Annotated in this window: 19 protein-coding genes and 1 pseudogene; 16 read left to right on the forward strand and 4 right to left on the reverse strand. The window is 43.3% G+C overall.

Going from position 1 to position 22,687, the window contains the following annotated elements:
* The first annotated feature begins 45 nt into the window (after positions 1 to 45).
* Together AC0QUU_RS03655 and AC0QUU_RS03660 are read left to right on the forward strand one after the other, a co-directional pair.
* On the forward strand, positions 46 to 1,302 hold the full coding sequence (locus tag AC0QUU_RS03655) for a M20 metallopeptidase family protein (RefSeq protein ID WP_474544653.1): 1,257 nt from the start codon (positions 46 to 48) through the stop codon (positions 1,300 to 1,302).
* Positions 1,299 to 2,696 (forward strand): YfcC family protein, encoded by a 1,398-nt coding sequence (locus tag AC0QUU_RS03660; protein WP_474544655.1) that lies wholly within the window; start codon positions 1,299 to 1,301, stop codon positions 2,694 to 2,696. Before AC0QUU_RS03655 ends, AC0QUU_RS03660 begins: the two co-directional genes overlap by 4 nt.
* A gap of 210 nt (positions 2,697 to 2,906) precedes the next feature.
* Here AC0QUU_RS03660 and AC0QUU_RS03665 read toward each other — a convergent pair whose 3' ends face one another.
* Together AC0QUU_RS03665 and AC0QUU_RS03670 are read right to left on the reverse strand one after the other, a co-directional pair.
* On the reverse strand, positions 2,907 to 3,494 hold the full coding sequence (locus AC0QUU_RS03665; protein WP_474544657.1) for a 50S ribosomal protein L25: 588 nt from the start codon (positions 3,492 to 3,494) through the stop codon (positions 2,907 to 2,909).
* A gap of 123 nt (positions 3,495 to 3,617) precedes the next feature.
* Complete coding sequence (locus AC0QUU_RS03670; protein WP_474544658.1) at positions 3,618 to 4,193, reverse strand: CDP-alcohol phosphatidyltransferase family protein; 576 nt, start codon at positions 4,191 to 4,193, stop codon at positions 3,618 to 3,620.
* Between the two features lie 383 nt (positions 4,194 to 4,576).
* Between AC0QUU_RS03670 and AC0QUU_RS03675 the strand changes: the two genes are divergently transcribed.
* On the forward strand, positions 4,577 to 5,647 hold the full coding sequence (locus tag AC0QUU_RS03675) for a DnaJ C-terminal domain-containing protein (protein WP_474544660.1): 1,071 nt from the start codon (positions 4,577 to 4,579) through the stop codon (positions 5,645 to 5,647).
* Between the two features lie 224 nt (positions 5,648 to 5,871).
* Complete coding sequence (locus AC0QUU_RS03680) at positions 5,872 to 6,546, forward strand: YczE/YyaS/YitT family protein (protein ID WP_474544662.1); 675 nt, start codon at positions 5,872 to 5,874, stop codon at positions 6,544 to 6,546.
* Positions 6,547 to 6,588: 42 nt separating this feature from the next.
* Here the strand turns inward: AC0QUU_RS03680 and AC0QUU_RS03685 are convergent, their stop codons facing one another.
* Positions 6,589 to 7,116, reverse strand: a complete 528-nt coding sequence (locus tag AC0QUU_RS03685) for a VanZ family protein (protein ID WP_474544663.1) — start codon at positions 7,114 to 7,116, stop codon at positions 6,589 to 6,591.
* Between the two features lie 270 nt (positions 7,117 to 7,386).
* Here AC0QUU_RS03685 and AC0QUU_RS03690 point away from each other — a divergent pair, with 270 nt between their 5' ends.
* Positions 7,387 to 7,881, forward strand: coding sequence for a DUF6548 family protein (locus AC0QUU_RS03690; RefSeq protein WP_474544665.1), 495 nt, complete (start codon positions 7,387 to 7,389; stop codon positions 7,879 to 7,881).
* Between the two features lie 20 nt (positions 7,882 to 7,901).
* On the opposite strand, the gene AC0QUU_RS03695 is transcribed toward AC0QUU_RS03690, so the two are convergent.
* A complete protein-coding gene (locus AC0QUU_RS03695; protein WP_474544667.1) occupies positions 7,902 to 8,354 on the reverse strand; it encodes an AbiH family protein in 453 nt (150 codons plus the stop codon).
* Between the two features lie 323 nt (positions 8,355 to 8,677).
* Here AC0QUU_RS03695 and AC0QUU_RS03700 point away from each other — a divergent pair, with 323 nt between their 5' ends.
* The 11 genes and pseudogenes from AC0QUU_RS03700 (at position 8,678) to AC0QUU_RS03750 (ending at position 22,684) form a co-directional block, all read left to right on the forward strand.
* The gene (locus tag AC0QUU_RS03700) at positions 8,678 to 9,109 is read left to right on the forward strand and encodes a hypothetical protein (RefSeq protein WP_474544668.1); all 432 of its coding nucleotides are present in this window, start codon (positions 8,678 to 8,680) and stop codon (positions 9,107 to 9,109) included.
* Between the two features lie 320 nt (positions 9,110 to 9,429).
* On the forward strand, positions 9,430 to 10,440 hold the full coding sequence (locus tag AC0QUU_RS03705) for an Rpn family recombination-promoting nuclease/putative transposase (protein ID WP_474544670.1): 1,011 nt from the start codon (positions 9,430 to 9,432) through the stop codon (positions 10,438 to 10,440).
* A 452-nt stretch (positions 10,441 to 10,892) separates the two neighbouring features.
* Positions 10,893 to 12,511, forward strand: a pseudogene (locus AC0QUU_RS03710) (DUF3427 domain-containing protein).
* A 47-nt stretch (positions 12,512 to 12,558) separates the two neighbouring features.
* Positions 12,559 to 12,945, forward strand: coding sequence for a (deoxy)nucleoside triphosphate pyrophosphohydrolase (locus tag AC0QUU_RS03715; RefSeq protein WP_474544672.1), 387 nt, complete (start codon positions 12,559 to 12,561; stop codon positions 12,943 to 12,945).
* Positions 12,946 to 13,275: 330 nt separating this feature from the next.
* On the forward strand, positions 13,276 to 14,235 hold the full coding sequence (locus AC0QUU_RS03720) for a DUF2971 domain-containing protein (protein WP_474544673.1): 960 nt from the start codon (positions 13,276 to 13,278) through the stop codon (positions 14,233 to 14,235).
* Between the two features lie 550 nt (positions 14,236 to 14,785).
* On the forward strand, positions 14,786 to 15,205 hold the full coding sequence (locus AC0QUU_RS03725) for a hypothetical protein (protein ID WP_474544674.1): 420 nt from the start codon (positions 14,786 to 14,788) through the stop codon (positions 15,203 to 15,205).
* A complete protein-coding gene (locus tag AC0QUU_RS03730; RefSeq protein ID WP_474544675.1) occupies positions 15,202 to 17,334 on the forward strand; it encodes a type I restriction-modification system subunit M in 2,133 nt (710 codons plus the stop codon). The genes AC0QUU_RS03725 and AC0QUU_RS03730 overlap by 4 nt, the downstream gene beginning before the upstream one ends.
* Positions 17,334 to 18,620 carry a restriction endonuclease subunit S gene (locus tag AC0QUU_RS03735; RefSeq protein WP_474544676.1) on the forward strand — a complete coding sequence of 429 codons (1,287 nt, stop codon included), beginning with the start codon at positions 17,334 to 17,336 and terminating at the stop codon, positions 18,618 to 18,620. The genes AC0QUU_RS03730 and AC0QUU_RS03735 overlap by 1 nt, the downstream gene beginning before the upstream one ends.
* Position 18,621: 1 nt before the next feature.
* Positions 18,622 to 21,624 carry a type I restriction endonuclease subunit R gene (locus tag AC0QUU_RS03740; RefSeq protein WP_474544678.1) on the forward strand — a complete coding sequence of 1,001 codons (3,003 nt, stop codon included), beginning with the start codon at positions 18,622 to 18,624 and terminating at the stop codon, positions 21,622 to 21,624.
* 62 nt (positions 21,625 to 21,686) lie between these two features.
* Positions 21,687 to 22,466 carry a TIGR04255 family protein gene (locus AC0QUU_RS03745; RefSeq protein WP_474544679.1) on the forward strand — a complete coding sequence of 260 codons (780 nt, stop codon included), beginning with the start codon at positions 21,687 to 21,689 and terminating at the stop codon, positions 22,464 to 22,466.
* Complete coding sequence (locus tag AC0QUU_RS03750; protein ID WP_474544681.1) at positions 22,463 to 22,684, forward strand: hypothetical protein; 222 nt, start codon at positions 22,463 to 22,465, stop codon at positions 22,682 to 22,684. Before AC0QUU_RS03745 ends, AC0QUU_RS03750 begins: the two co-directional genes overlap by 4 nt.
* Positions 22,685 to 22,687: the final 3 nt, after the last annotated feature.

Raw genomic sequence — 22,687 nt, forward strand, 5'->3', positions numbered from 1 at the left:
GGAATGTCTGAAATTCGGGGTTCTTTGCTTTTTGAGGAGATCATTATGGAAAATGAGCAGAAGAAAGCCGGGAAGATAAAGAAACGGGCGGAGGAACTGTTCGGACAGATCAGAGAGGACCGGAGATATCTTCATCAGATTCCGGAAATCGGGACAGATGTACCGCAGACTACCGCCTATATCTGCCGCCGGCTGGACGAGATGGGGATTCCCTGGCAGCCCTGTGGAGGACCACTGTCAGAGAAGATGACGGAAGATTATATCAGAGCAGGATTTCCGCGGATGGAACGGGCTACAGGAGTAACTGCCGTGATCGGGAAAGGTGAACCCTGTATCCTGCTGCGGGCGGATATGGATGCGCTTCCGATTAAGGAAGAAAATGACCTGGAGTTCCGCTCGGAAAACGGATACGGTCATATGTGCGGCCATGACAGCCATGCGGCCATGCTGTTGGGAGCTGCCCGGATTTTAAAAGAAATGGAAGATGAGCTGGAAGGTACGGTGAAGCTGATGTTTCAGCCAGGCGAGGAAACCGGAGCGGGGGCCCGCATCCTGGTGGAAAACGGGGTGCTGGAAAATCCGAAACCGGACGCTGCCTTCGGCCTGCATGTACAGTCCGTGGATCCCACCGGCCAGGTGGGGTATGCTGTGGGAGTAAATTCTTCTTCCCTGGATACATTTATCGTGAAAATAAAGGGGAAAGGGGGACACAGTTCCCAGCCCCAGCTCTGTGTGGATCCGCTGATGATTATGAATCAGCTCTATCAGGCGGTGAATCTTCTGGCAACCCGGGAGGCAGATCCGGCCGCCGCGGTGGCCCTGACCTGCGGCGTGGCAAAAGGAGGAACCGCGGTCAACATTATACCGGATGAGGCGGAGCTTCATATCGGACTGCGCACCCAGGACGTGGAGGCGGCAGCCCGTCTGACCAGACGGATTCCGGAACTGGTGGATCATTATGTAAAGGCCTGGAACGGGGAGTATGAGATGACCGTCTTCCACACGCCCTGTACCTGGACGGACGAGACATTCTGCAGGGAGGCCGTGCCGTATATCAGTGAAATTGTGGGAGAGGACAATGTGAAACAGATTCCTCCCATGACAGGAACAGAGGATTTCGGATATGTGACGGAACAGGTTCCGGGCATGTTCGCGTTTATCGGAGCAGGAGCGCCGGGGAATGCTCCGCTTCACAGCCCGAGAATGGTGCTGGATGAAGCCGTACTGCCGATCGGAGCGGCAGTGCATGCCAATGTGGCGGTATCCTGGCTGAGAGACCATGGGAGGGAAAAGAAAAAATGAAACAGAAAGCAGAAAAAAAGGGCTTTCACATGCCCCATGTATTTATCATTCTTCTTGTTATTATGCTGTTTATCGTAGTGCTGTCCTACATAATACCAAGCGGAATGTATGAGCGGATTGAGGACAGCGCAGGAATTACTGTAATCGATCCGGATACATTTTCCTATGTTGAAAATGAGAATCCCATCGGATTCATGGATTATTTTGAAGCAGTCTACACCGGGTTCGTAAACGGCGCCACAATTATGGGCACGCTTTTTATCAGTTCGGGGATGATTTATCTTCTGGAGGTCAGCGGAGCTTTTGGAGCCGGGATCAACGCGATTCTGAAGAAGACAAAAGGAAAAGAATTTTCCGTGGTCTGCATCTTCTATACGATCTTTGTGATCTTCGGAGTGCTGGGATACGGGGAAGCGGCATATCCGTTTTATCCCCTTGCCGTAACCATCGGATTCGCGCTGGGATATGACCGGATGGTCGGAACCGGGCTCGCGATTGTGGGAAGTACGGTTGGCTTTACCTCAGGCCTGATGAATACATTTACCACCGGAGTGGCCCAGCAGATCGTGGGGCTGCCCCTGTTTTCGGGAATCGGATTCCGGGCCGCGGGTCTGGCGGTATTCTATGTGATCGGACTGGCGGGACTTTACGCATACTGCCGGAAAATCAAGAAAAATCCGGAACTGAGCCTGATGAAGGATGAATATCTGAATATGAAGGCGGAGAATCAGGTGACGGACACGGAAGAAATGACGCCGAGAAAAGTACTGGGACTCCTTGTCTTTCTGGGAATTATTATTGCCCAGGGATACGGCTGCATCAGACTGGGATGGTCCTTCCCCCAGATCGCGGCGATCTATGTAATCATGGGAATCCTGCTGTCGATCATTTTCCGGTTCGGGCCCAGCGAGGCGTGCCAGCTCTTCTGTAAAGGCGCGGTCCGGGTATTTGCCGCGGCATTCGCGGTGGGACTTGCCCAGTCGGTAGTCGTGCTGATGAATCAGGCATGCATTATGGATACCATCGTACACGGAATGGCTCAGCTTCTGCAGAACAAGAGCGCGATCCTTGCGCTTCTGATTATATTTGTATTTGTGACGCTCTTTAATTTCCTGGTAGTATCGGGAAGCGGCAAGGCTGTTATTGTCATGCCGATCCTGCAGCCTCTGGGAAAGATCCTCAATATCAACCAGCAGGTACTGGTGCTGACGTATCAGTACGGCGACGGCATCACGAACAGCTTCTGGCCCGGCAGCGCGGTGATTCAGCTGTCCATGTGCGGAGTCGATTACGGATCCTGGCTGAAGTTCTGCTGGAAGATTTATCTGGGATTTATAGTCAGCGCGTTTGTGCTGGTAATGATCGCATACGGGATCGGATACGGACCGTTCTAGCAGGAGCGTGTCTTTACAGGAGATATTTCCTTATGAGGGCGGCAAATGAATCCGGGGATCCGGTCGGAAGGCGGCCGCCCGGCATCTGTAATATAAAACATACAATATAAGGGTTCAGAACCTCTTCAGGTTCTGAACCCTTATATTGTATGTGGAATACACTCCGGAAAACTGAACGCTCAGAATTCCGGGGTGAAAGGAATCTGTTCCTTATTCTTCTGCTGTCTCTTCTGTATCGGTGTCTTCTGCGGCAGCTGTGTGGACCTCTGTAATAGTTACGACAACATCTTCCGGATCTGTCATCAGGTCTACGTCTTTGTTCTTCGCGATATCAAGATCCTTTACTTTCAGGGTGTCGCCGGGCTTCATATCGCCGATATCAATCTGGATTTTATCAACCAGCGCGGACGGAAGAGCCTTGAAGGATACTTCATGGAGCATCTGCTGTGCTACTCCGGCTTCCAGTTTTTCGTGGTTGATCAGATGGATCTCCGCGGTGGAGTGTACTTTCTCTCCGCTTACCAGCGCCTGAAAATCCACTTCGTCAATGGTTCCTTTCAGCGGGTTGAAATCGATCTCTTTGATCAGTGCGTCGTATGTTCTGCCGTCTACTTCCAGCATAACCTGTCCGCCCTTGCCTTCTGTTTTGAGAAGACGCTCAACGGAAGATTTTTCCATCTGCAGCGGAATTGATTCTGTCAGTTCACGGCCGAATATACATCCCGTAACAAATCCTTCACGTCTAAGTTTCTTGGCTTTGATTGTCATGTCTCTTTTTTCAGCTTTTAAAGTATTCATTTATCTTTTCCTCCAATCACTGAATCACGCTTAGCAGCCTTCCACTTTGTACGAACAAATAGGTCTTGTTAAGTGTATTTCTTTGTTACACCTATAGTATAGCACCGTTGTCAAGAGGCAGAATTATTTTTCATCCAGTTTTTCCTGGCCCTGAAGCACCCGCATATTTCTTGACCCGTATGTAAGCAGAGTAAAAGCCATAGATACGAGACAGATAAGAATTGACACGGCAGAAACGGCGGACGGAATATCGATCCAGAAAATGTGAAGGATCATCATGGCATAGAGCAGAGTCGTGGCAACTTTGCCGTGAAAGTCCGCTCCCACAACTTTTCCTGTTTTCCGGATCATCAGCAGACCGGTTGTGCCGATAAAGACTTCTTTAATCACAAGAAATCCAAAGGGCGCCGCCATAAGCGGAAAACGGGTGACAAGACAGAAGAGCATGGCCGCCTGTGTCAGCTTGTCTGCTATGGGATCCAGGATTTTCCCTACATTGCTTACCGCATTGAAGTGCCGCGCGATATATCCGTCGGCAAGATCAGTAAGCCCGGAGATAATCAGCAGAACTCCGGCCGGAAAGTAATCTTTCCGGAACCAGTACAGCCAGATGATAACCGGGATGAGGATCAGCCGGAACAGCGAGAGCAGATTGGGAATCGTTAAAATTTTATTTTCTGTTTTGTTTTCTGAATTCATTGGTATCTTCCTTTTTCATAAACATAGTTGACAGATGTGCGTTACGGCTCTGATAAGACGGCCCGGCGTCTTCTGAAAACCTTCTTCCGGTGCTGCAGAGTACATTCCGGCATCCTTCAGAAAGCCGATAGAAAAAAGTATATAGAAGTTAGGTTTTTCTGTCAATGAGTCAGAGAAAAGAAAAAGAAAATTTAATGGAATTGAAACAAAATAAAGAAATCTTGTCTGTGAGGGCACCTTGACAGAACGGAAAACAAGTGCTATATTACAGATAGAACACTGAGGGATTCAGGTTGATTCAGATATAAAAGGGAAGGGAACGAGAGGCCGCGGAAAGGTTTCTCGTTTTTCTTCGGCAGAGACTGTGAAGGAGGGTGAATGAAATGAGCGCAAAAAGAGATTATTATGATGTGCTGGGCGTCAGCAGGGGAGCGGATGGCGCTGCCATAAAAAAAGCTTACAGAAAACTGGCCAAAAAGTACCATCCGGACAGTAATACAGGCAATCCGCAGGCGGAAGAAAGATTTAAAGAGATTACAGAAGCTTATAATGTATTAAGTGATGATAAAAAGAGAAAACTATATGACCAGTTCGGCCATGCTGCATTTGAGGAAGGCGGCCCTCAGGCCGGCGGCGGATACGGCGGCTTCGGCGGACAGGGCGGAAGAACTTACCGTCAGTCTTACGGGCCGGGCGGCAGCTATCAGGAATTCCATTTTGAAGGCGGAGAAGATATGGACGACTTCCTGCGCAGTATATTCGGAGACGGATTTAATGGAAGCGGTTCCGGAAGAAGCTCCGGCGGATTCTGGGGCAGCGGTTTTCAGAACAGTGGTTTCCACAGCGGCGGCACAAGAGGCAGCAGCTTCGGCGGATATGGGTCCGGCGGCTTCCGGATGAAGGGAGAAGACCTCCATGCGGATATCAATGTGACCTTTGATGAAGCAGTACTTGGAGGCACAAAGCGGATTCATCTGAGAGGCTCTGACGGAAAGGAACAGTCGCTGGATATTAAAATCCCGGCAGGAATTGAATCCGGCAAATCCATCCGTCTGAAAGGAAAAGGCATGCCGGGAAGCGGCGGCGGAGAACCGGGTGATCTGCTTCTGAAGGTAACTGTGCAGGAGAAGCCGGGATTCCGCAGAGAAGGTATGGATATCTATACAACCGTACGGATTCCGTATACGACGGCTGTATTCGGCGGAGAAGCCAGAATACACACGGTTTACGGGGATGTAGTGTGTAAAATCAAAGAAGGCACACAGCCCGGAACAAAGCTCCGTCTGAGAGGAAAAGGAGCCGCGTCTGTGAGCAATCCGTCCGTAAGAGGGGATCAGTACGCAGTAATTGAGATCCAGATCCCTCAGAATATGGGACCGGAAGCACGGCAGAAATTGAGAGAGTATGAGCAGGCTCTGAAGAGAGAGCAGCTCCACCGCACAAGCGCCGCGTAAACCGGAAAAGCCGGAAACGGCTGCCCGGTTATGGCAGGCAGTAAAGCGGACTGTGAAGATCTGCCTGACAAAAACGATACAGCTCAAAGGGGGAAATTTGAGAAATTCAGAAAATCGTGGTATCATAGGTGAGAGATAACAGGATTGAAAATTACAAAGCGTCAGCGAATGTCCGGCATCTCAGGTGCCGGGCATGTTCATGTTTATGAAAGGAATGAGGAAAATTGGACAAATTACCTGTTTATATCGCGAAGCGGTATCTGCTTCTTCTCGCGGGCCTTTCGATTATGGCCTTTGGTGTGGCTTTCTCTATTAAAGCAAGTCTGGGAACATCCCCTATTTCAAGTGTACCCTATGTGGTCAGCCTGTTCGCGCCGCTGACGGTGGGAACAGCGACAATCGTTATGCACTGTGTGTTTATTCTCCTTCAGATTCTGATATTAAGAAGAAATTATCATCCGATCCAGCTGATGCAGCTGCCGGTGGCGGTTTTCTTCGGTTACCTGACGGATTTCGGCGTGTGGGCGGTCCGGGGGATTCACTGCAGTACTTACTGGCAGCAGTGGATTGTCTGTCTCATCGGAATTCTGCTGGTGGCAGCGGGCGTCAGCCTGGAAGTGAAGGCCGGAGTAGTTGTGCTGGCCGGAGAGGGTGTTGTGCTGGCGATCTGCAAAGTGCTTCCGAAAATCAAATTCGGGTATATGAAAGTCGGGTTTGACGTGACCCTTGTTGTGATTGCGTGTATTCTGTCCTTTACATTTACCGGACATCTGCAGGGGGTGAGGGAAGGAACTGTGGCGGCGGCCCTGCTGGTGGGACTGATTGCGAAACAGATCGGGAAGCTGCTGATGGGGTGGAAACTGGAAGGAGAGCCGGAAAAGGAGGAAACCGCAGGATGATAAAGAACCGAGGATATCTGCGGGGGACGAGGGCCTGACGTATCAAGCGCAGCCCCTCTTTGTCAGATGATCCAGAATTCGGAACGTAACCGGCCTGAAAACAACGTAAAAAATATATCCGATGATTCCGCCGGTTACATTAGTAATCAGATCCGTGATATCTGAAGATCTGAAATCATTGATAATCGGCTGCAGCAGCTCGATGCCCAGACTCATCAGAAGGCAGGAAAATACAGTCCGGCCAAACTTAACAGTCCGATTCCGGGTTAAAGGTAACAGGAATCCAAATGGGATGGTCATAATGATATTCAGGACTACCTGCCTTACAAAGTCCCCGTTCCCTTCTGAAACATCTATAAAAGGCACCAGATTCACAGGCGCATAGGAATGGTTCAGAATAAGCGGGACAGATGTTATGACGGGCATCAGGGTGAAATACAGCACGAAAGATAGATATATATACATCAGTGTGTTGACAAGCAATACATCATTTCCTTTTATTTTCCATTTTCTGAAAAATACAAAAATATATAAAAGTGCCAGAACGGCAAAATCGATCAGGTATTTCATGGAAACCTCCGGTTAAATTACGACTTGTTCAGTCTGATTTTTCGTTTCGATTATATATGAAAGTGCAGGAGGATTCAATTTACGTGATGTTTAATTAAGAAAAAATTAAACAGATTGAAAGGATTCGTCTGCCGGGGGTAAAAATCTTGTAATGGGACGGATAAACATGTATGATGAAATATATAAGGGAAACGGCCGGGGAGCACGCGGGAAAGTATCCGGCGGAAAAATGTACCTTTAAGGAAAATAAGAATCTGGGAGGGCAGGATTATGGGATTTATTGATTCATATAAACATCTGGAAAAACTTTGCGGCGAAATTCTGAATGATGAAAGGAAGGTCTCCGCCTATATTGATGAAATGATAAATACTCCCCGCGGAGTCTGTCTTGTCAGAGGGTGGAATGAGGACCTGAAAAAGCTGAAACACTATCGCTGGGTAAGAAACCAGATTGTACATGAACCGGGCTGCGCAGAAGAAAATATGTGCAGCCCGGAAGACGCCCTTTGGCTTGATGATTTTTATTCACGTATTATGAATCAGAGTGATCCACTTGCGCTGTATTATAAGGCTGCAAATGTCCGTTCGAAGCAAAGACCTGAAGAGGATTATGCAGAAGTTTTCGGGGATCATGTACCGTATCAGGAAGACACATCGCAAAGAGGGCGGGATTCTTTAAGGGGTCTGGCATATGCTCTCGCTGGAGTTTTCATTATTATTGTGCTTCTTTTCATTATAAGTCAGGTGTATTTCAGCGCCGGGTAAAAAATTGTTTACGTCCTCTGCTATACTGCATCCTGTTGCTGCTGCAGAACTATGTGCGGATGTCTGCCGTGTACCATTGAAATAAAAGTATCCTGTCCGATTATTTTTACAAGATTAATATTATCGATTATCTCTGAGCGAACAGATTCAAACTCCTGCACTATACTGGAAATTTCGTTTTCAAAATCTACCCAGCCCTGTCCTATTTTAATGTTTTTAAAATGCGTAATCCACACATTATCAGTTATAGACTTTTCCATTTCGTGGATAATGCTCTGTGCTTCAGCGTCTGTTGACTCTCTGTTGAACAAATCCTTAAGATAACTTTTCGTTTTTGGTGAAGCTTCCGCCACGAAAATGTTCCCTTTATTCTTATATTCTATAAAGGCGTCAGTAAAGTTTAAAAAGTCTTCATAAGCAGTTGGTAGTTTATGGGCTAAATCAAATCCATTGCCTAACACTAATATATTCATATGTATCAGACTTTCTCTTTTGTTTGATATTAGTTTACCTCTTTATTTTAATAATGCATATACGTAAATGTCAGTATACCTGGAAGGAAACAGATCAGGCTACAAAACAAGTAAATCAAGCCGGTGAGAAAATAGTGACTTTGATGGTAGTGCTCTTAATTATTTCATAAGTCCAGTCAGAGAAAATAAGATTTGGCCAAGGATCAGACGCTGCAGTGGAGCGGATATGGAGAGCCGCTTTACCGTATACGCCGTCTATACATCAGATTGTGAAAGAGATATAATAGGGAAAGGAAATGAAAAGCCGAAAGGAAATTCAGAAAATGAAAGAAAAGGAAAATTTATCAGATAGCGGAAAGACTGAGCACGGAAGACAGGCAGTGGAAAGACGGACAGCGTTGGGAATGATAAGGGTAGATATGGAGTATCCGTATCCATGCGTGCCGCCGCCGGGAATCGCGGAAGAAAAAGACGGTGGACTTCTGATAATCACTGCTTCTCATGTGTTCCGGATCAGAAACGGGGAAACGGAAATTTCACCTGTTCTTTATCAGAATTGCATGCATCCGGAAAAAATTCATATTGATCCGGTACAGATCCGAATAGACAGCGGGGAAATCTGTTTTCAGGTGAGAGATCAGAAATGGATAATTCACGAATCAGAAGCGTCTTCTGTGGAAATTCTGCCCTGGAAAGCTGAAATCAAAAAGAGAAGCTGTATTCCGTGCACGAACTGCGGAAGATGCAGCTGGTAAGCAACCCTCTGTGGATAACTTTTTATAACTTGTGTAAGTTTGTTGATAACCGGATTTTATACTGTCCGGCTGTTGTATCTGAAAATCTGATATGGTATTGTAGAGGCATCCGAAACAGTTCCTGGTTCGGGTGTCTTTGTATCTGAGAAAATCTTAAGCGGTCCGGAAATTTATCTTATCGAAGCTTCCGGCCATGCTCCGAAGTACGGAGCGTATTCTGATAATCTGAACAGTCAGGTTCTTGCGGACAGATCTGTCCGAACATTCCAAGGTTTCTGTTTTTTTCAAATGGAGAACGTGGTAAGATAGGAGGTAGATATATGGACAAAAGAAACAGTGAAAATTTTATTATGCTTCCCACCGTGGATTTCTGTTTTAAAGAACTGATGCAGAATCCGAAAGTCAGACAAGGATTTATTGCGGCGATCATGGGAAAAGATCCGAAGGCGATAAGAAAGACAACACTCATTCCGAATGTCACAAAGAAAGAATCAAAAGATGCAAAGCTGGGGATTCTTGATGTGATGGTGGAGATGGAGGACGGATCAAAAATCAATATGGAGATGCAGGTCGCTTATTTTGGCTACTGGTCCAGCCGGGTACTGTTTTATGTAAGCAAAACGTACAGCGGGCAGATCAAAGAGGGTGAAGACTATGATGTACTTAAGAAATGCATTCATGTAAGCATCCTGGATTTCATCCATTTTCCTCAGGATAAAAAGTGTTACCGGAAGATTGCTTTCTGTGATGTGGAAACCGGAGAACAGTATACGGACCTGATGGAGCTGCATATCCTTGAATTGAAAAAGCTGCCTCCCGGGGATCAGAATGAAGAGGGAGTCATCCGCTGGATGCGCTTTTTCGGCGGGAAGAACCGAAAGGAGTTCGAAGATATGGCGAAGAAAGATGAGTATATTGAAGAGGCATATGATGAACTGAAAAAACTCAGTATGGATGAACAGAAAAGGCTGGAATATGAGGCCCGCCAAAAAGCAATAAGAGATTATAATTCACAGATGAAGAGTGCAAGAGAGTATGGCCTGAAGAAGGGAATGGAAGAAGGAATAGAGCAGGGAATAGAGCAGGGAATAGAGCAGGGAATAGAGCAGGGAATAAAGCAGGGAATAAAGCAGGGAATAGAGCAGGGAGTAAAGCAGGGAATAGAGCAGGGAATAAAACAGGGAAAAGCGCAGGGAGAGCGAAGCGCTCTGCAGAAGCTTATCAGGAAAAAGAAGGAGAAGGGGATGAGCCTTGCGATGATCGCGGAGCTTCTTGAAATGACTCTGAAAGAAGTTGAAGAGCTGGATAATGAGATTTTGGAAGAGGAATAACAGAGCATGACAGGCCGGGAAGATACTCGGGAGAAATGAGGCGGATATCCGCCAGGGACGGTTAATGGATGAAGACATCAGCGAACTGATGAAGTGTTATGATGCAGCGGTCTGACAAAAGATTTTAAGGTTACCCTTCCGGAAAATTTACATGAAAAAACAACGGAGGATCTGATTGCCCGGAAAAGCACCGTAGCAGGAACACAAGCAGCAACATTTATTAAAGGGGTTCGGCATCAATGATTAAAAATTGGTGCGCGGCTCCTTTTTTGTCTGAGAGTGTCAAATGGTTTGGTTTTTTGCAGAAATGGCGTAAGGAAAGCAGACCAAGCTGCAGTAAATAAGAGATGGCGGAAAGTATAAAAATTTGATAGAATTGAGATAAATGTGAATTATGAATCTGGAGAGAAAAATCTGGTTTCCGATATAATATTTCAGGGAGGTTCCTGTTGATGCAGTTACAGGAAGATAAAATAACAACACTTCAGACAGCGATTCAGACTGCTTATCTGGATCATACAATAAATTCCAACCTGGCCTATCGACCGGAATTTATTTCGAATAATTATAAGCTCGGGAAAAAGGTACTCGTTTCAATCGAGGAAGAATTGCAGAGATGTGAGGAATTCTGTATTAGTGTAGCTTTTATCACTGAAAGTGGAATTACCCCGCTTCTTCAGACTTTAAAGGAGTTGGAACAAAAGAATATTCCCGGGAAAATTTTGACGACAAATTATCTTATGTTCAGTGAGCCGGAGGCCCTGGAGAAGCTGGCGGGATTAAAAAATATTGAACTGAGAATGTATGTTACAAATGCTGAGACAGGCGGATTCCATACAAAGGGATATATTTTTCGCAAAGAGGAAATTTACCGGATCATTATCGGAAGCTCGAATATGACACTCAGTGCCATTACAAAGAATAAAGAGTGGAAGGAGCAAGAGTCATTCCGGGAAGTTCCACCATTCATTTTGATGAAATTTCAAAAAAGAGAATATATGCCTCTATTGATACAGCCAGAACAAATGATATGAAGCTGCTAAAAGAGTCATATACAACTTTGAAATATAAGTTGGGAAGAATTCCGACAATACGGGATTTTAAGGAATTTGGATCTATAGACGTAACAAAAATTTTTGAAAAATGTGGATCTTATTACGGCTTTTTGAAAAAATACGAAACAGACTATCATGTGCAGCTGACGAAACAGGAAGAGCTGATTATTGAATATTTTTCGAAAAAACTGATAGCTTACAAAAGAATTCATGAGATGGAAATGCTGAGAATGCTGATCAGTCGAAAAAATCGTCTTTCACGATACCAGGAGCTTCTGAAGGAAAAGTATAATGTGAATATGGATGAGCAGGTGGAACGATCAGTAGTCCGCAATTTAAGAAATGAATTTCCGAAAGAAGAAGAGCGAAAGAAATATGAGGACTGTATTCTGATAGAGAAAAATGCAGATGGAAGTTATTCTCTTTCCACACCATTTCAGCAGGAACTCTTAAATAAAGATTTTAAGGAAATGGTTTTGGAATTATTGGATTTTGGTATCGAACAGTGGAAGGAAAAATATAAAGAAATTTATAAGGATACCAATTTTACGTTATACCAAAAGTATACATATGAGGATGTATGCCGTCTGCTTAACTGGAATAAGAACTTAAATGCGCAGAATATTGGCGGCTATTATTATGACAACGACACGAAAACGCTTCCGGTATTTATTAATTATCATAAAACGGAAGATGCAATTGCTTATGAAGATCGTTTTGTATCAGAGAGTCATTTAATTGCACTTTCCAAACATCCGAGAAAAATCACATCCAGTGATGCTGTTCATATTTATAAGCAGTCCGAAGAGGATAAGGATAATCGGATTTTTCTGTTTGTCAGAAAAAATAAGGATGATAATGAAGCAAAGGAATTTTACTTTCTGGGAGAGATCTTTGCAGAGGGAAGTCCGAGACAGATTTATATGGAAAAAACAAAAGATAATGCCTTTGAGATAGACTATCGCTTAGATGTACCGGTAAGAAGCGATATCTATGATTATATTGTGAGCGATTGATACCAAGAATGAAAGAATATATAGAATAAACAGAATGGAGAAATGTGATGAAAACTGTACGTGTGGTAGCCGCGGTAATTCGAAAAGACGATAAAATCTTTACGACTCAAAGAGGATATGGAGAATTCAAGGATGGATGGGAATTTCCGGGCGGTAAGATCGAAGAGGGAGAGGCACCTGAACAGGCACTTGCCAGAGAAATTAAGGAAGAATTGGATACGGAGATTCAGGTGGGGAAATTAATTGATACGATTGAATATGATTATCCGAAGTTTCACCTTTCTATGGACTGCTTTTGGTGTGAGATTATGCAAGGCGGATTGGAATTGAAGGAGCATGAGGCGGCAAGATGGCTGTCAAAAGAGGAATTGTATAGTGTGGACTGGCTGCCGGCGGATGTGGGGGTGGTTGAGAAGATAAAAAAGGAATTGTAAAGGGTAGAATAGAGCAAGATGTATATTCTATGTCCTTAAAATTAGTACTTACCTCTTGGCTCGTTTGTGGTGGTTTTGTCCTGTGGTATCAGAGCCCGTAAAGCCTTATTTTACAAGGTTTTTGCGGGTTCTTACTTTTTGTCTTGGAGCGTCAAAAATCGTCATTTTTTGAAAAAATGGTGTAGTAAATGGTGTAGTAAAATTGCTGAAAGATGAAGAATTTGGTAATATTAATTATAAAAATAAGATGTTGATTTCGCAGTCCCTTTTCGGTATACAAAACATGGTGTTCTCATTAACAGTAGATTTTAGGGGAAAGGAATATTTATTATGAATAATAATCAAATGCCACCTGATTTTTATAATTATGATTTTACGATGTCCGCTTTGCTAAAGGAAAACACGTTAACTAGATATAGATCCTGTACTTTACAGAATATTGAAAATTTGAAAAAAGATCGTCTTTACTATTCAACACCAGCTAATTTTAATGATCCGTATGATACACTTTTATATGCAAACTATTTTAGAATATTAGGTGATGTTGCAGAAAATCTTAATATAGGAATGGAAAATTATCTTAAGCGTTTAGATGAAAAAGATAAATTTTTAGCTTCTTTTGGCATTGCTATGTGGTATGGTAATAAAAAAAATGATTTTTTAGAGAATTTTTTTCAGTCTATACATAATGCGGCAAGAGAATTAAAGGAGTCCCTTAGAAATAATGTTAGAATTATATGTTTTTCAGAAGATTATTTATCAATGTTGATGTGGTCGCATTACGCAGACAATCATAAAGGATTTGCTATTATTTATGACAGAGACATTATTATTAATGCTGATAATTTTACTGCAGATAATACAGTTATCACAAAAAAACCATTATTGCGACCAGTAAATTATGTTGATCAACAATTAGATCTTACTGAAGAATTAGAAGAATATGTTAGAGCTTATCGAATGAAATCTTTAGGCGATGTAAAACCCCCACAGTGTCATTTATCTGTAGAAAAACTTCGAACTACTTTATTAGAAAAGTCACAGGACTGGTCATATGAAAGGGAATGGCGTGTGATTCCAAGACATATTAGTTTGGAGAAACCGTCTAGGCTTAGTTATATGAGAGTAAGACCGAAAACTGTAATTTTGGGATCGCAGTGTGAAAAAAATAATCAAGAACAAATTATGGATATATGTGATAAAAAGGGAATACCGGTTTATAAAGCTGAAATTAATTATTGGCAACCGGGATTCAGGCTAGCGATTATTGAGCTGGATCGAGATAATTAGGAAATAAGTAAACCGGAGAAAATATAGTTTTATAAAACGAAGAATCAACTTAATACATGAAAAAGCGTAATATATTGATACATTGAAAAACGATTTATTATTGTAAAAAACATATGCTTGTTATTCTTGACGACAAAATAGAAGAATATCTTAAAGGAAAATCGTTTATTGCTGAGAGTATCAGATAATTTGGCATAGAGATAAAGAAAATTGATCTTTTGGATGAAACATATGAAGCCGTTTTGAATGCACAAAGACGACAAGTGATGGTAAATGGATGTATAAAAATCTTCTGATTCCGATATGTATTTCTTGTAAAGGATTATTATTGCTTTATAGTGTGATTTTTTGCAAGAATCATTAATATTTAAAATATGAAAATTAATCGGATAAGATTATGAGAACTTTAATAATATATACACTCGCTCTAGCTGTAACTATGTGCAGATAGAGCGAGTTTTTTGGGAAATTTTGTTGATTTATTAGTCTTATGCTGGTAAAATGTTCTATGTTATAGAACATAGAACAAAAAGTGAAAGGAGGTACCGAATTGCCAAACATAGTGGCTGTAGATCAACAAGCTAAAGATATGATAATAGAACTCGGCGTGTTGATTCGTGATTGTCGTGGAATGACCAGCCAATCTCAATTGGCCAAAAGAGTTGGTTTGCCTCGTTCCAATATGAAATACATAGAGGACGGTGTCAATGCTCCAACAGCAGAGGTCTATGACAAGCTGATTAAGGAGTTAAAGCCGGATTGGCAGACACGTCGTCACATGGATCGTCTGTACATGGCAATTCGAAAAGTCCCTCCGCCGGACGTTTGCCGAACCATCACAAAAAACAAGGATCTAGTAGATGCAATGCGAAAGCTGGAAGGCTGTAATCTGACTCACGATCAGATTGAAAGTGTTGCCGCCCTATTTGCGTCTTTTCAAGAGAATAGAGAAGGAGAACCCACAAAATGAGAGATACGTATTTTTACGAAGTTATGTTTGATGATACGTCCATTGACGTAAGCAAAGAAGTTGGATTAGTTTGGTCCATTGCGAATTCCCTCCGTGGTGCATACACCTCGGATAAATACAAGGATGTTATTATCCCCATGGTCATCATTCGCCGGTTTGAGTGCGCTTTGGAAGCTACCAAAGATGCAGTTGTAGCAAAGCACAAACAGAATCCGAATCTCCCGGCTGCACTTCTTTGTCAGGTTTCCCAATACCCCTTTTACAATACCAGTGAATTCACTCTGAAACGCCTTCTAGATGACAGCGACTACATTGCATCCAACCTTAAGTCCTATATTGAAGGCTTTTCCGCCAATATCCAGCTGATTCTGGAGAAGCTCCTGAAATTCAGTACCCAGATCGACAAGATGGACAAGAGCAACCGCCTTTACAGTGTGGTTAAAAAGTTCTCTGATTTGGATTTGTATCCTGCTCATGTGGATAGCATGAAGATGGGCTACATTTTCGAGGATATTATCCGTCGTTTTTCTGAAAACGCCGAGGCTGGTGATCACTATACTCCCCGTGAAGTGATTCGCTTGATGGTTAATGTGCTACTGGCAGAGGGGTGCAATGACCTGTTGACAGAAGAAGGCAAGATTGCAACCGTACTGGATGCTGCATGTGGTTCGGGAGGTATGCTTTCCACTGCCTATGACTTCCTGCACCGCAAAAATCCTTATGTGGATGTGCGCCTGTTTGGACAGGAAATCAATCCGGAATCCTATGCCATTTGTTTGGCAGATATGCTGATCAAAGGGCAAGATATTAAGAACATTATGGGTGATGAGGAGGCCAACACCCTGAAAACAGACTGCTTCCCGGACCAGAAGATGCGGCTGGTGATTATGAATCCTCCATTTGGTACCCCCTGGGGCGGCAAAGATGCACCGGAAGGTCAGGAGAAGGCTGTTCGTGAGGAAAATAAAAAGGGTGGGCGATTTGAACACGGTCTTCCTGCAACCGGTGACGCCCAGTTGCTGTTCATGCAGCACGCTATCAATAAACTGGACGAGAAAAACGGGCGTGCAGCGATCATTACTAATGGTTCTCCGCTATTTTCCGGCGGTACTACCAGCGGTGAGAGCCAGATTCGGCGGTGGATGCTGGAGGAAGATTTGGTTGAGGCCATCATTGCCCTGCCTACCCAGCTTTTCTATAACACCGACATCGGCATTTATATCTTCATTTTGTCCCGAAACAAGCGCCCTGACCGTCGTGGAAAGGTGCAGCTAATCAATGCGATGGATATGTGGAAGCCCCTGCGCAAATCTTTGGGCAAAAAACGTCGTGAAATTGACCGGGAAAGCATGAAGAAAATCACCGAGCTGTACTCCAACTTTGAGGAAAATCAGTATTGCAAGATTTTCCCCAACGAGGAGTTTATGTACAAGGAGTATGCGGTTTATCAGCCGTTGCAGCGCAGGGGCGTGCTTAATGCGGAAAGTATTGAGCGGCTGCGAACCAGCAGCTACTTTACCAGAAACTCCAGCATTTTCAACGAGACGGATTTTGAACAGTTGCAAGAGATGAATCCGCGCAGTGCTGCCGACGAGAAGAAATACCAGAAATATCTGGCGGGGCAGCAGTTTGTGGAGAATGTGTTGGCCATTCTGGAAGCCAACTGTTCTGACCGTGTATTTATGGATTACAGCGAGTTTGAAAAGCATCTGAAATCCTTGTTGGGAAAGGTGGAGGGGATGTCTACCAGTCGTTTGACGGGCATTGCCATGGTGCTGGCGGTGATGGATAAAACCGCTGTGGTTCAGAAAGATCGAAAGGGCGAAATTATCAAGGATACCACCACTAAGGACACCGAGATTATCAAGCTCACCCAGAACCCAGAAAACTATTTTGAGGCGGAAGTATATCCCCATGTACCGGATGCTATCTGGGCCTATGAATATGACCCAGAGAAAAAGGAAAGCGCCACCAACAAGGAAAAACTGGGCGCAGAGTTCCCGTTTACCCGATTCTTCTATGAGTACAAGGAGCCAGAAAAGGCAGATGATTTGCTGGCACAGTTTATGGAACTGGAAAAATCCCTTTCCGAAAAAATTGCAGCCTTGCAGGAAAGCGAGGGAGTGTAATGGCTGAGCAGATGAAACCCAGTGGGATTGAGTGGATTGGGGATATTCCAGAAAGCTGGAAAGTCACACGGTTACAAACTCTTTTTGATCAGGTCAAAGAAAAAAACTCAGGTACAAAGGAAAAAAATCTGTTATCTCTTAGTTATGGTAAAATAGTGAAAAAGGACATAGAAGGTGTCTTTGGACTAATTCCTGAAAGCTTTGATACATACAATATTATTAAAAAAAATGATATTGTACTTCGATTAACTGATATGCAAAATGATCAGGTAAGTTTGCGAACAGGATTAGTCAAGGAAGAAAAAGGAATTATTACATCAGCGTATGTCACGATACGTTTGAAATGTGGTTCTCCTTCCTATTATCATTGGTATCTATATGCATTCGATACAAGTAAACAAATTTATGCCTTTGGGCAAGGCGTTAGACAAAGTTTAACTTTTGAAGAATTAAAAAAGATGCTTATTTTGTTACCGTCGTCAAAGGAACAACAAGCCATCGCAGATTTTCTCGACGAAGAATGTGCCCAAATTGACAGCATTGCCGCAGATTTAGAAAAGCAGATTGAACTTTTGCAGCAATATAAAAAATCCCTGATTACCGAAACGGTAACCAAGGGACTGGATAAGTCTGTGCCGATGAAGGACAGTGGAGTCGAGTGGATCGGGAAAGTTCCCGAACATTGGAAAGTACTGCGAGTTAAAGATATCTCTAAATTACAAACCGGAACAACTCCGCCTGGAAATGAAGGAGTTAATTTTGATAATGATGGTATTCAATGGTTTACACCAGCCGATTTCAACGATGGTTCAATTAAATTAGGTTTGGCTGAAAAAAGTATCGATTTTGACACAATACATAGAGAGAATATAAAGGTATATCCTGCAAATACGGTTCTTTTTGTAGGAATAGCATCAATTGGGAAAATTGGATTTAGTCCTAACACTTGCTATAGTAATCAACAGATTACAGGTATTAAACCTAATAATAATAAAAATGGCAAATACATTGCATACAGTTTGTTGGCAGGTATGGATAGTATAAAAGATAATGCGTTATATACCACCGTACCCATAGTTAATAATGCTTATTTAGGAAATATCAAAATTTCTTTTCCTCCAATAAACGAACAAGAAACCATTACAAAATATCTTGATTATGCAACAAGTTCTGTAGATGAGATTATAGGAAAGAAACTAGAACAGCTCTCTACTATTCAACAACACAAAAAATCCCTCATCTACGAATATGTCACCGGCAAAAAACGAGTAAAGGAGGTGCGGTAAGATGGCTATTAAAGCAGGACAGTTAAAAGAACGGGCAGATTATCAGGCGTACATACTGGAAATGCTGCGGGAGGAAAACGGCTATCAGGTGCGCCCCTCTACTGCTTACGATCCCGGCTACGGCATGGATGTGAAACTGCTGTTTTCCTTTCTGAAAGCCACCCAACCGGATGCATTGGCACGGCTGGAAAAACTCTATGGCGACAAGACCCACCAGACCATCCTCAACTATATCAACAATGAGGTCAACAAGAAAAGCCGCAGTTTGCTGGACGTACTGAAGCACGGCGTGGAGTTTGATAACGGTGTATCTCTGACCCTTATGTACCGCAAACCTGCCACCACCTTCAACCCAAAGGCGGAGGCGCTGTATCAGCAGAATGTCCTTTCAGTGATGGAGGAAGTCTGGCACAAAGAGGGTGAGCGCATTGACCTTGTGATTTTCCTCAACGGCATTGCCATTTTTACCTTTGAGCTGAAATGCAACACCAGCGGACAGAACTATGAGGATGCGATCCGTCAGTATAAGTTTGAGAGGGATTACAAGACCCGTCTGCTGAAATTCAAGGCGGGCTGCCTGGCTCACTTCGCCATGGACTTGAACGAAGTCTATATGTGCACCAATCTGAAAGGAAAATCTTCCTTTTTTCTGCCGTTCAATAAAGGCTGCGGCGTTGGTATTCACTCCGGCAAGGGCAACCCGCACAATGAAAACGGCATCAATGTTTCCTATATGTGGGAAGACATTCTCAAAAAAGACACGGTGCTGTATCTGATTGATAAAATCATTTTCCTGCAAAAGGAGACCAAGAAAGACCCGGATACCGGCAAGCGTGTCACCAAGGAAACGCTGATTTTCCCCCGGTATCACCAATTCAATGCCGTGCGCAAGCTGGTGGCAGATGTCGTAGAACACCATAGCGAGAAAAATTATCTGATTGAGCACTCGGCAGGCAGCGGCAAAACCAATACCATTGCATGGCTGGCACACCGTCTTGCCTCTTTGCACGACAGGGAAAACAAAGTCATCTTTGATACGGTCTGCATCATTACTGACCGTATCGTGGTAGATCGTCAGCTTCAGAACGCCGTACTGTCATTGGAGCACAAAGCAGGGCTTATCAAGGTCATGGATGAAAAATGCACTTCCAAAGATCTGGCGGATGCCCTCAACGGCAATACCAAAATTATTGTGACAACGATACACAAGTTCATGTACATTCAGGAACTGGTACAGGAGCTGAAAAGCAAGACCTTTGCCGTGATCATCGACGAGGCGCATTCTTCGACCGCCGGAACTGCCATGGAAGCGGTGACGTATGCTCTTTCGGAGAGCCGCAAACTGAGCGAGGCTACCCCTGTTGATGTATCGGAAGAGGAAAAATCCATGGGCGATATTATCGAGGACGAAATTGCCCGCAGTGGAAAGCAGCCCAATGTTTCCATGATTGCCTTTACCGCAACTCCGAAACCGACTACTTTGCAGTTGTTCGGCTGTCTGAATGAAGAGGGAAAAAAGGTTGCCTTTGACCTATATTCCATGAAGCAAGCGATTGAGGAAGGTTTTATTCTGGATGTGCTGCAAAACTATGTGACCTATAAGACCTATTTTGAACTCAATAAGGCCATTGAGGACGATCCTGAGTTGGAAACGATTGCCGCAAAGCGCAAGATTGCCAAGTATATTGAACTGCATGATACCAACATTGCTCAGAAAGTGGAGATCATTATTGAGCACTTCAAAAACAGAATCATGCAGGAATTGGGCGGCAAGGCAAAAGCCATGGTCATTACTTCGTCACGGCAGGCAGCAGTCAAATACCGGAACGAGTTTGAGACCTATATTTCCAAGCATGGGTACACGGGTATTCGTGCACTAGTTGCATTTTCGGGCAAGGTCTCTCTGGATGGCCACGAATACACCGAAGCGGTGATGAACGGCATTAAGGAAGAAGATTTGCCAGAAGTGTTTGATAGCAACAGCTATCAGGTGCTGTTGGTGGCGAATAAGTATCAGACCGGATTTGACCAGCCAAAGCTCTGCGCCATGTATGTGGACAAGCGCCTGTGTGGAGTCAATGCTGTGCAGACCCTTTCTCGCCTGAACCGTATTTGTGCGCCCTATGATAAGAAAACCTTTGTGTTGGATTTCAAAAATGAATATGAGGATATTCAAGCATCCTTTGCTCCGTTCTATACCGAGACAATTTTAAACGAGACGATCACCCCTTCGGATATCCGAACGGTGGAAGCTCAGGTGGATCAGTATAATTTCCTGGATATTGACGAGATTGAGGAATTTAACGGATACCTGTATCAGGATAAACGAACCTCTAAAGAAAAGGCTCGGATGTGGGCGCTGCTGGATAAATCCCTGCAAATCATCAATCGCCAGCCGGAACTGGAAAAGTTGGAAATTCGTGCAACTATCAAGCGTTTCTTGCGGTTTTACAGTTTTCTGATTCAGGCAACCTGCTTTGAAAGCGTGGATCTGCACAAGAAATACAATTTCCTTTCGTACCTCGTTAAGGAAATTGAAGTGGGCAGCGGTGGAAATGATTTTGATATTGCGGACAAAATCACGGCCTCGAACTTCCGTCAGAAAAAGACCGGGGAAAACACACACGAGATTGAATCCAGGCCGGAGGTCAGCTTGCCGACACCCAATGAGGTCTTTATGGATGAGGCCGTGAAAAAGAAGCTTTCCGAGATCATCGATGAGATCAATGCAGCGTATAACAAAAACTTCGATGTTGACGTGGCCTCCAAGTCCGCTCTGCAAATGAGAGATATTCTGTTGAAGAACGGACATCTGCGGGACAGTGCACGAAATAACTCACTGAAAGATTTCCGTTTCGCCTATTTTGATGCCGTACAGGATGCTCTGATTGCCGGGTATGAGCAGAATCAGGATTTTTTTGCACTCCTGCTTGATAACGACGATAAGAAACGTGAACTGATGCAGGTATTTTTGGAGGATATTTATAAACGACTAAGAAAGTAATAATAGAACATATACTATGCGTAAAGTATATGATAAAATATAACCAAATGGAGGTACTATTTATGTTAGATTATTCTTCTATATGCTATAGAAATAGTTTTCTTAATCAGGTTATTGTTCGGATTGATTTTGTTCAATTTATTCAGACCAATATGGTGTTTGATGAGAGTATTGAAAAAGAAATACTCAAAATATTTCCTCGACGAGGTAAAGACCAAATTATCCGCTTTAATTCTATCAATGTCGTATTTGATCAGAAAAACAATGGTTTGCCTAATGCTAACGGTGAAATTATGGAGGGAATACAGAGAGAGTACTTTACTAATGATTATAGAAATAAGTTGATTTTATCAAACAAGTTTATCGTATTTGAAATTAACCAGTATACTTGTTTTGAAGACCATATGAAATGGTTTCAGTCAATCTTGTTTGCACTCTTCCAGAAAAATAAAGTTTCCGCAAATCGAACGGGAGTTCGTTATATTAATATCTTTGATTCATCTAAAATCAAACTTCAAAAAAACTATTTTGTTTCTGAAATTGCATCTTCTTTGTATGTAAGAATTAATGAAGAGCAAACACCTTGTCTGATACGGTCTATGCATATGGATGAGTATCGTGTTGATGGAATGACTATGAATTTTAGATACGGGATGTTTAATCCAGAATATCCCAATCCTTTGAAAAAAAATGATTTTGCTTTAGATATTGATTTCTTTTCCAATGAAATTATTGATTCGGTTGATGAAATTCTTCAAGTAATTGATAAGGGGCATTGCGAAATCCAAGTCTTGTTTGAGCAGTCTATTACAGATTCTTTACGTGAGGTGATGGGACAGTGAGTAAGTATCTTGAATCTATGGAATCTATGGAAGATGCTGAAACAGGACTTTATAAGCAAAAAGTACCTGAAAGTACAGTTATATTAAATGTGAGTACAGATATTCCTTCGATGACTTATGCAGAACAGCCGGGGGATGGTGATGAGATAAACCAGGACACTGTCTCATATACTGCGCCGAAGAAGGTGATAGTACGAACATATAGATTAAGGAAGTAAGAA

The sequence above is a fragment of the Mediterraneibacter sp. HA8405 genome (assembly GCF_056148955.1).